General features: G+C 65.3%; 12 protein-coding genes. 8 read left to right on the top strand and 4 right to left on the bottom strand.

Features of this window, described 5'->3' with window-relative positions; translation table 11 throughout:
• Positions 1–848 (top strand): aminotransferase class V-fold PLP-dependent enzyme (locus tag VIR09_RS16635; RefSeq protein WP_332013873.1); only part of this gene is annotated, 848 nt, incomplete at its 5' end.
• 42 nt (positions 849–890) lie between these two features.
• Here VIR09_RS16635 and VIR09_RS16630 read toward each other — a convergent pair.
• Complete coding sequence (locus tag VIR09_RS16630) at positions 891–1,256, bottom strand: hypothetical protein (protein WP_332013872.1); 366 nt, start codon at positions 1,254–1,256, stop codon at positions 891–893.
• 170 nt (positions 1,257–1,426) lie between these two features.
• Between VIR09_RS16630 and VIR09_RS16625 the strand changes: the two genes are divergently transcribed.
• A complete protein-coding gene (locus tag VIR09_RS16625) occupies positions 1,427–1,816 on the top strand; it encodes a response regulator (protein WP_332013871.1) in 390 nt (129 codons plus the stop codon).
• Positions 1,817–1,841: 25 nt separating this feature from the next.
• Here the strand turns inward: VIR09_RS16625 and VIR09_RS16620 are convergent, their stop codons facing one another.
• A complete protein-coding gene (locus tag VIR09_RS16620; RefSeq protein WP_332013870.1) occupies positions 1,842–3,035 on the bottom strand; it encodes a two-component system sensor histidine kinase NtrB in 1,194 nt (397 codons plus the stop codon).
• A 260-nt stretch (positions 3,036–3,295) separates the two neighbouring features.
• On the opposite strand from VIR09_RS16620, the gene fmdA reads away from it, so the two are divergent.
• Positions 3,296–4,525: a formamidase gene (gene fmdA / locus VIR09_RS16615; RefSeq protein WP_332013869.1), complete on the top strand. Its 1,230-nt coding sequence runs from the start codon at positions 3,296–3,298 to the stop codon at positions 4,523–4,525.
• Between the two features lie 11 nt (positions 4,526–4,536).
• Positions 4,537–4,869: an FmdB family zinc ribbon protein gene (locus tag VIR09_RS16610; protein WP_332013868.1), complete on the top strand. Its 333-nt coding sequence runs from the start codon at positions 4,537–4,539 to the stop codon at positions 4,867–4,869.
• Between the two features lie 65 nt (positions 4,870–4,934).
• Here VIR09_RS16610 and VIR09_RS16605 read toward each other — a convergent pair whose 3' ends face one another.
• Both VIR09_RS16605 and VIR09_RS16600 read right to left on the bottom strand, forming a co-directional pair.
• A complete protein-coding gene (locus VIR09_RS16605) occupies positions 4,935–5,672 on the bottom strand; it encodes an ABC transporter substrate-binding protein (RefSeq protein WP_332013874.1) in 738 nt (245 codons plus the stop codon).
• 100 nt (positions 5,673–5,772) lie between these two features.
• Positions 5,773–6,198, bottom strand: a complete 426-nt coding sequence (locus VIR09_RS16600; protein WP_332013866.1) for a copper resistance protein NlpE — start codon at positions 6,196–6,198, stop codon at positions 5,773–5,775.
• A gap of 163 nt (positions 6,199–6,361) precedes the next feature.
• Here VIR09_RS16600 and VIR09_RS16595 point away from each other — a divergent pair, with 163 nt between their 5' ends.
• From VIR09_RS16595 to VIR09_RS16580, 4 genes are all read left to right on the top strand, one after another.
• Positions 6,362–6,835: an OsmC family protein gene (locus VIR09_RS16595; RefSeq protein ID WP_332013865.1), complete on the top strand. Its 474-nt coding sequence runs from the start codon at positions 6,362–6,364 to the stop codon at positions 6,833–6,835.
• A gap of 11 nt (positions 6,836–6,846) precedes the next feature.
• Positions 6,847–7,494: a glutathione S-transferase gene (locus VIR09_RS16590; protein WP_332013864.1), complete on the top strand. Its 648-nt coding sequence runs from the start codon at positions 6,847–6,849 to the stop codon at positions 7,492–7,494.
• Between the two features lie 113 nt (positions 7,495–7,607).
• On the top strand, positions 7,608–8,054 hold the full coding sequence (locus VIR09_RS16585; RefSeq protein WP_332013863.1) for a carboxymuconolactone decarboxylase family protein: 447 nt from the start codon (positions 7,608–7,610) through the stop codon (positions 8,052–8,054).
• A 12-nt stretch (positions 8,055–8,066) separates the two neighbouring features.
• The coding region (locus VIR09_RS16580) for a sigma-70 family RNA polymerase sigma factor (protein WP_332013862.1) at positions 8,067–8,536 on the top strand (470 nt) is incomplete at its 3' end.

The raw sequence follows: 8,536 nt of genomic DNA, 5'->3' as shown, positions 1-8,536 counted from the left end.
TGGCGGGGGTGACCCGCCGGGTCAAGGCCGCGGGCGCGAAGATGCTGTGGGATTACGCCGGCGGCGCACCTTACTTGCCCATCCAGATGACGCCTGCCGCTGACGCGGCGATCGACGCGATTGTTTTCTCGCCGCACAAGTTCATTGGCGGCCCGGGCGCTTCGGGCGTGCTGATCGTGCGCCGCGACGCGGTGCTGGACACCACGCCTACCTGGCCGGGCGGCGGCACGGTCCGCTTCGTTTCGCCCGTGGGCCACGACTACAGCGGCAGCCTGGAAGCACGCGAGGAAGCGGGCACGCCCAATGTGGTGGGCGATATCCGCGCCGCCCTGGTGCTGCTGGTGAAGGAAGCGCTGGGCGCCGAGTTCATGCGCCAGCGCAATCAACACTTCGTGCAGCGCGCGCTGGCCAGATGGCAGGGCGCGGCGCAGCTGGAACTGTTGGGCTCACTGACGGCGACACGCTTGCCGATCTTCTCGTTCCGGGTGCGCAACGGCCGCGGCGGCTTCGTGCATCAGCAGTTGGTGACGCGCATGCTGAGCGATCGCTTCGGCATCCAGGCGCGCGGCGGCTGCGCTTGCGCGGGTCCCTACGTGCATCGTTTGCTGGATATCGGCGCGGATGAGTCGCTGCAGATGCGCCAGGCCATCCTGGACGGGCGGGAAATGGAAAAGCCTGGTTTTATCCGGCTGAACTTCAGCGTGCTGCTGGCCGACGAGAAGGCCGATTTCATCCTGGATTCGGTGCTGGCGCTGGCCGCGGACGCGACCGAGTTCGAGCAGCGCTACGGCTTTGATCCGAGCCGCGCCATTTTCTTCCCGAAAAGCGCGGAAAAGCAGGCCGCGTGAGACGCGCGCCCGCCGCTATAGGCGGGCCGCGCAATCCTTCACTCAGTCCTTCATCTGGAGGCCGCAGGTTCTGATCCATGCGGCCTTCTTGTCCGCCAGCTCGTCGGACGCGTCGCTCAGCGCGCGCGCCATCTTTGCCGGAAACTCCACCCCTTTGCGGCGGCAGGCTTCGAAGTCGTCGACCAGGGCGTACCGGGCATCCAGCAGGTCCAGCCGGCCCTGGCACAGTTCGCGATTTAATTGCAGGTCGTTGGACGCTTCGCGCGTGCGCTGTATGTCCTGCGCGCGGTCGATGCGCGTCTGTTCCGCATCGATCTGTGCGATGCAGTCTTCCGCGACGGCGGGCGTGCTGGCGCTGGCGGTGCAGAAAAGCAGGACGGCGAGCGTACGGCGGTTGAGGGCGGCCATGCGGAAATACCTTGATAGTGCGACAGAATGGGCTGCATCATAACTGCTGGGAAATTCGGGGCATCAGCCGAGGCGATAATGCCCCTTGTGCACAGGCATGGCACTTGCTGACTCGCGCGAGCCGATGAGGCTTCGAGAATCCATCGACTCCACTATTCAGGCGAGGACATATGACGGATGCCAAGATCTGCGCCGGGCAGAAGGTTGTTCTCGTTGTAGATGACAACGAGACCGCCCGATGGATTCTGGCCGAGATATTGGCCGGTGAAGGTTATGTCGTTTGCGAGGCGGGCAACGCCGATGAGGCGCTGCAGCGGCTTGGGGAGCGCCCCGACATACGCGCGGTCATTACGGACATCGAAATGCCAGGCTCCATGGATGGTCTCGAGATGGCAGCGCGAATACGTAGTCAATCGCCGGAAATTGCAGTGCTTCTCACGTCTGGCCGTCATTACCCGGCCGCGGATGATCTTCCGCCAGCGACAAAGTTCATTCTGAAGCCATGGGCTCCGGATGCGCTGATCCGTGAATTGGAAACAGTGCTGTGTCTCAGCTACTGAAGAAGCAGGGGGGGCCGAAAAAGTATCAGTGTCCGGCCACCTGTCCGGAGGAGGCCTTGGGGAAGTAGAGGGTGAATGTGGTACCCCCCTGGGCGGAGCTGACCACATCGATGTGGCCTCCCGTTTGCGAGACGTAGCCGAAAACCTGGCTCAAGCCCAAGCCCGTTCCTTGCCCTTCCGGCTTGGTGGTGAAGAAGGGTTCAAAGATGTGGTCCAGAATTTCCGGCGCGATGCCCTCGCCGTCGTCCGAAACGCTGACCGCCACAAAAGGTCCTGTGGCGCAGCGCCCCTGTTCATCCGGGCGCGAGTCTACGCAGCTGACTGCAATTCTTACATTGCCGCCGAATGGCATCGCGTCTCCGGCATTGACCACCAGATTCAACAAGGCGTTTTCCAGCTGGCTGACGTCGGCGCAAATGAGGCACGGGTCATCCGGAAGCTGGTATTGCACCCGGACGGCGGACCCAAGTGTTGCCTGGAAGATCGGTTTCATCCCTTCGATGCATAGACCTACGTCCACCTGGGATGGCTCGAGAGGCTGGCGGCGCGCATATGCGAGCATTTGCTGCGTCAGGTGGGTGGCCCGCTGTGCCGTATCCGCAATCGCATTGAGGTACTTGAGACGCTTGTCAGGGGCGAGTTCGGGCTTGCGCAGCAATTCCGCGGCCCCGTTGATGACCGAGATGAAGTTGTTGAAATCGTGGGCCAGTCCGCCCGTCACGCGCCCCAGCGCTTCCATGCGCTGGGCCCGATGCAGAGCCAGCTGGGTTGCCTGCAGCTCGAGCTGGCTTCGTTGCTTCTCAGTGATATCGCGCGTGACCTTCGCGAAACCGATGAGCTTGCCCGCGCCGTCCCGTATGGGGTCTATGACCACGCTGGCCCAGAATCGCGAGCCGTCCTTGCGGACTCGCCATCCCTCGGCCTCGAATCTGCCTTCGCTCGATGCGACCGCCAACGCCCGCTGCGGGACGCCTTTGGCACGATCTTCATCGGTGTAGAAGCGCGAGAAGTGCTGCCCGATGATTTCGGCTGCTTCGTAGCCCTTGAAGCGCTGCGCGCCGGCATTCCAGCTTGCAATGAAGCCATCGGCGTCGAGCAGGAAAATCGCATAGTCAAGGACGGCCTCCACCAGAAGCTGGTAGCGGTACGGTTCATCCAATTGCGCCAAGCTGCTGATGGGGGCAGCGGTCCCTTCTTCCGGGGGCTCGACGATGCTCATTGGTACTCCAATTCGCGATGTTGGGAGCATCAATTATTCATCGACCAAACCGGCCGTGCAACGGTGTGGCGCCGGCAGCCGTCCCTCTCCCTGAGCCATCCCCTGGCTACTGGTCGTAATCCCAGTTTACGGCTGTCCAAAACTCGCCTACTGTGCTTCACACATCAACGACCTGCAAGCGCTGCCATGCGCCTTCGCGTTGGACGGTCTAAGATGGAAATTTCTGTTTTATCAACACGTTATGTTGGAGATGAAAGAGAATGACTGACACCCTCATCAAGGTCGACCTGGCCCAATCCCCCTACGAGAACGCGCAGATCCACAATCGCTGGCATCCGGATATTCCGATGGCCGTGTGGGTCAAGCCGGGGGACGACTTCGTGCTGGAAACCTATGACTGGACCGGCGGCGCGATCAAGAACGACGACAGCGCCGACGACGTCCGCGACGTGGACCTGTCCACGGTGCACTTTCTTTCGGGGCCGGTGGGCGTGGAAGGCGCCGAACCGGGCGATCTGCTGGTGGTGGACCTGCTGGATATCGGGGCCAAGCCGGACAGCCTGTGGGGGTTCAACGGCTTTTTCAGCCGCAGTAACGGCGGCGGTTTCCTGACCGAGCATTTTCCGCATGCGCAGAAATCCATCTGGGATTTCCACGGCATGTTCACCTCGTCGCGCCATATTCCCGGCGTGAACTTCGCGGGACTGATCCATCCCGGGCTGATCGGCTGCCTGCCCGACCAGAAGCTGCTGGACACCTGGAACCGGCGCGAGCAGGCGCTGATCGACACCAATCCCAACCGCGTGCCGCCGCTGGCCAATCCGCCCGCGCCGAAGACGGCGCACATGGGCGCCATGCAGGGCGCCGACCGCGACAAGGCGGCGGGCGAGGGTGCGCGCACCGTGCCGCCGCGCGAACATGGCGGCAACTGCGACATCAAGGACCTGTCGCGTGGCGCGCGGGTGTTTTTCCCGGTCTACGTGAAGGGCGGCGGCCTGTCGGTGGGCGACCTGCACTTCTCGCAAGGCGACGGCGAGATCACCTTCTGCGGCGCCATCGAAATGGCGGGCTGGGTGCACATGCGCGTGTCGCTGATCAAGGGCGGCATGGAGAAGTACGCGATCAAGAACCCGATCTTCAAGCCCAGCCCGATCACGCCGGCCTACAAGGACTTCCTGATCTTCGAAGGCATTTCGGTGGATGAAGCCGGCAAGCAGCACTACCTGGACGTGAACGTCGCTTACCGGCAGGCTTGCCTGAACGCCATCGAATACCTGAAGAAGTTCGGCTATTCGGGCGCCCAGGCGTATTCGCTGCTGGGCTGCGCGCCGGTGCAGGGGCACATCAGCGGGGTGGTCGACATACCCAACTCCTGCGCCACGCTGTGGCTGCCGACGGAGATCTTCGACTTCGACATCCAGCCGTCGGCTTCCGGACCCGTCAAGCACATCCAGGGCGGCGTGGACATGCCGCTGTCGCGCGACCGCTAGGAGACGCCGCCATGCCCATGTATGACTATGCCTGCGGCGACTGCGGCGAATTCGCGGCGCTGGTGCCTCTGGCCCAGTGGCGCGATCCCGCCGCCTGCCCGCAATGCGGCGCGATGTGCGGCCGCATCGTGGGCGGAGCGCCGGCGATTTCGGCGTTGTCGTCCGCGGTGAACCGGGCGCGCGCGGTCAACGAGCGCAGCGCGCACGAGCCGCGCAGTTCGCGGTCGGGCCACGGCATGAATTGCGGCTGCTGTTCCGGCGGCAAGGCGGGCGGCAAGACACGCACCACACCGGATGGGGCGAAATCGTTCGCGGGCGCCAGGCCCTGGATGATCAGCCACTGAGGACGCGCTGCCGGCGTGTAAAGGCCCCGCTGCGCGGGGCCTTGTTTTTGGGAGCGTTGGCGGGATCAGGCTTCCAGCGGCGCCACCGCGGCGCCCTGGATCTTGTGGCGGGCCAGGGCTTCGGCGACGAAGCCCGATTTCTTCATGGCCTCGACGTAGGCGGCCAGGTAGGCGCTGGCCTTGTCGCCGCGGCTCTTGGGCACGCCCATGGCCTGGCGGATCAGCATGAAGTGGCCGTCCAGCAGGCGCAGGCCGCCCAGGCGCTGCGCGTCGGCTTCAAGCTGCTGCTTCACGCCTGCGGCGACTTCCATGTTTTCCTGCATGAAGGTGTCGACGACGGCAGGCGAGGTGGGCGCGCGGAAGATCTCCGCCTGCTTGAGCTCGCGCGTGAGGTACAGGTCGTAGGCGCTGCCCTTGCCGACCACCACGCGCTGGCCCTTGCGGTCCACTTCGTCCATGTTGGCGATGGGCGAGTCCTGGCGCACCAGGTAGGCGCCTTCGATGACCACGTAGGGCGCGGTGAAAGCGATCTGGGCGCCGCGCAGCGGGTCGATGGCGAAGAAGCCCACGTCGGCCTGTTCAGCGGCCACGGCGTTGACGGATTCGCCGGCCGACTTGAACACCACCAGTTCCAGCTCGACGCCCAGGCGCCGCGCCAGTTCCGTGGCCAGATCCACCGACACGCCGCCGGCCTGGCCGGTGACGGGGTCGGCGTGGGCCAGGATGGGGTTGCCCAGATTGATGGACGCGCGCAGCGTGCCGGTGGGAGCGAAGGCGGAGAGCAGCTCGTGATCGGTCTTCATGGTTTCCTTGGGCGTGGGGATCGCGCGCACGGGCGCGGACGATGCGGCAAGCATAGCCGCAAGCGCCCGCGTTGCGCGATGCGTTACGTTGCGCGAGGCGTTACTGGGCGCGGCGCAGGATGTAGTGCGGGGCCAGCGGGCCGGTCGGGCGGGTGCCGTCGCGGTACAGCATGGTTACCTGGTTTTCGCCGACGAAATAACGCTGGCTGTCGCCGGACGCGTCGAGCCGGATGGTGCTGCCGTCGGATTCCCAGCTGAATGACCCAGTTACGACCTCGGGCTGCGGCTGGCGGTCCAGGTACTGGGTCTGTCTTTCGTAGCGGCCGTCCTGCATCAGGGTCAGGCGGGTGCGGATGCCCGGGCAGTCCGCGCAGGGCAGGGTGCCTTGGTAGTTGCCGGCCCAGTCCAGCGAATCGCGGGCGGTGTGGCTGTCGACGGGCACGGAGCCGCTGGCGCCGGGCCGGGACGGCGCGCAGCCGGCGAGCAGGGCTAGCGTCAGGGCGCAGGTCAGGGTGGTTTTCATCATGGCGAGCTCCTGTTTGGCAGACCGGTCACGATACGGATAGTAACGGGGCGGTGCTGAAACGGGATGTAAAGCGCGCGGGCCTGGCGCGGCCGCGCATGCGCTACGCTAGGCTACTCTCCTGGCGCGCTGGCCTGGGCTTTCCCTCTTGAATAGGACGATTCCGATGAAAGGCGAACACCGTTACAACGTCACCGTCGACTGGACCGGCAATACTGGCTCGGGCACGTCCAGCTACGCCGCTTATTCGCGCGACCACCTGATCCGCGCGGCGGGCAAGCCCGACGTGCCGGGCTCGTCCGATCCGGCCTTCCGTGGCGATCCCGCGCGCTGGAATCCCGAGGACATGCTGGTGGCGTCGCTGTCGGCCTGCCACAAGCTCTGGTATCTGCACTTCTGCGCGGTCGAAGGGGTGACGGTGGAGGTCTACCGCGACGAAGCCGAAGGCGTCATGGTCGAGGACCGCGAGAGCGGCGGCGCCTTCAGCGCCGTCACCCTGCGTCCCGAAGTGACCATCCGCGCCGGCGACGACGCAGCGTTGGCGGCCGAGCTGCACGAGCGCGCACATCATTTCTGCTTCATCGCCAACTCGGTCAATTTCCCGGTGCGCTGCGAGCCGCGCATCGTGCACGCCGACTGAGGGCCGCTGCCATGCTGACCATCTGGGGACGCCGCAGTTCGTTCAATGTGCAAAAGGTGCTGTGGCTGGCGGGAGAGCTGGGCCTGGACTACGAGCACGTACTGGCCGGCGGCCAGTTCGGCTTGCTGGACACGGCCGAATTCCGCGCCATGAACCCCCACGGCAAGGTGCCGCTGCTGCGCGACGGCGCCACGGTAGTGTGGGAATCCCATGCCATCCTGCGCTATCTGGCCGCGCGCGACGGCGCTGGCCGGTTCTGGGCGGACGATCCGGCGCAGCGGGCGGGTGCCGACGGCTGGATGGACTGGGCCCAGACCGCCTTGCAGCCCGCTTTCCTGACAGGCGTGTTCTGGGGCTATTACCGCACGCCCGAGGCCCAGCGCGACACGGCGGCCATCGAACGCGCCATCGCGGCCACGCACGCCTGCCTGCGGCAGCTGGACCGCGCGCTGGCGGACCGGCCTTACCTGGGCGGCGAGTCCCTGGGGCTGGCTGACATCCCGTCCGGCACCACGCTCTACCGCTACTTCGAACTGGATATTCCGCATCCGCCCATGCCCCACCTGCAGGCCTGGTACGAGCGCCTGCAGGCCCGTCCCGCCTATCGCGAGCATGTGATGGTGCCGTTCGGAGAGTTGCGCGGGCGGCTGGATTTCTAGGCCGGATTTACAAATTTCCCGATGGGCGATGTCACATCGAGTCAGGCTATCTCGTCCTAGGGGTAATGGCGCCGTATTCCGCGGCGCATGCCCACCTTGCTGGAGAAAGATCCATGAGCACTGCCCGCCTGAACGCCTACACCGCCTCGCCCAAGGCCATGAAGGCGATGATCGCCTTGAATGACTTCGTCGAGAACTGCGGCCTGGAACACAGCCTGCTTGAACTGGTGAAGATGCGCGCTTCGCAGATCAACGGCTGCGCCTACTGCCTGTACATGCACTCGACCGACGCCCGCAAGCAGGGCGAAACCGAAATGCGCCTGTACCTGCTGGACGCCTGGCGCGAGTCCTCGCTGTACAGCGAACGCGAGCGTGCCGCACTGGCGTGGACGGAAGCGTTGACCCGGCTTGCCCAGACCGGCGCGCCGGACGCCGACTATGCCGAAATGGCCAGGCATTTCAATGAAGAAGAGCAGGTCAACCTGACGGTCGCCATCAACATGATCAACAGCTGGAACCGTATCGCCGTCGGTTTCCGCTCGCAGCATCCCAAGCACTGAGGCCCTGGCTCCATGAGCGCGTCAGCCATTCCCGATGCCGTTGCCGACTTCGAACCTCATCGCAGGCATTTGCAGGGCCTGGCCTATCGCATGCTGGGTTCATGGGCGGAGGCCGAGGACATCGTGCAGGACGCCTGGCTGCGCTGGCGCGACGCGGACCGCGGCCAGGTCGAAACCCCGCGCGCCTTCCTGTCGCGCACGGTCACGCGGCTGTGCCTGGATCAACTGAAGTCGGCGCGCGTGCGGCGCGAGGAATACGTCGGGCCATGGCTGCCGGAACCCTTGCCCGATGCCGCCAGCTATGAGGCGCCGGGGGCGGGGGAGATCGCGCACGACCTGTCGGTGGCGCTGATGCTGGCGCTGGAGCGGCTGTCGGCGCTCGAGCGGGCCGCTTTTCTGCTGCACGATGTGTTCGACATGCCGTTCGCGGAGATCGCGGCGACGCTGGGCCGCAACGAGGCCGCCTGCCGCCAGTTGGCCGC

The organism is Achromobacter sp. (genome assembly GCF_036567245.1).
GTDB lineage: Bacteria > Pseudomonadota > Gammaproteobacteria > Burkholderiales > Burkholderiaceae_B > Achromobacter.
Note: the sequence above shows the minus strand (reverse complement) of the source record. Positions and strands in the feature narration are given on the sequence as shown.

Bases quoted from the DNA above. Each gene is read 5' to 3' on its own strand.
- VIR09_RS16585 (WP_332013863.1), top strand. From the start codon at position 7,608: ATGAGCACTGCCCGCCTGAACGCCTACACCGCCTCGCCCAAGGCCATG.
- VIR09_RS16600 (WP_332013866.1), bottom strand. From the start codon at position 6,198: ATGATGAAAACCACCCTGACCTGCGCCCTGACGCTAGCCCTGCTCGCC.
- VIR09_RS16620 (WP_332013870.1), bottom strand. From the start codon at position 3,035: ATGAGCATCGTCGAGCCCCCGGAAGAAGGGACCGCTGCCCCCATCAGC.
- VIR09_RS16590 (WP_332013864.1), top strand. From the start codon at position 6,847: ATGCTGACCATCTGGGGACGCCGCAGTTCGTTCAATGTGCAAAAGGTG.
- VIR09_RS16625 (WP_332013871.1), top strand. From the start codon at position 1,427: ATGACGGATGCCAAGATCTGCGCCGGGCAGAAGGTTGTTCTCGTTGTA.
- VIR09_RS16630 (WP_332013872.1), bottom strand. From the start codon at position 1,256: ATGGCCGCCCTCAACCGCCGTACGCTCGCCGTCCTGCTTTTCTGCACC.
- VIR09_RS16595 (WP_332013865.1), top strand. From the start codon at position 6,362: ATGAAAGGCGAACACCGTTACAACGTCACCGTCGACTGGACCGGCAAT.
- fmdA (WP_332013869.1), top strand. From the start codon at position 3,296: ATGACTGACACCCTCATCAAGGTCGACCTGGCCCAATCCCCCTACGAG.
- VIR09_RS16605 (WP_332013874.1), bottom strand. From the start codon at position 5,672: ATGAAGACCGATCACGAGCTGCTCTCCGCCTTCGCTCCCACCGGCACG.
- VIR09_RS16610 (WP_332013868.1), top strand. From the start codon at position 4,537: ATGCCCATGTATGACTATGCCTGCGGCGACTGCGGCGAATTCGCGGCG.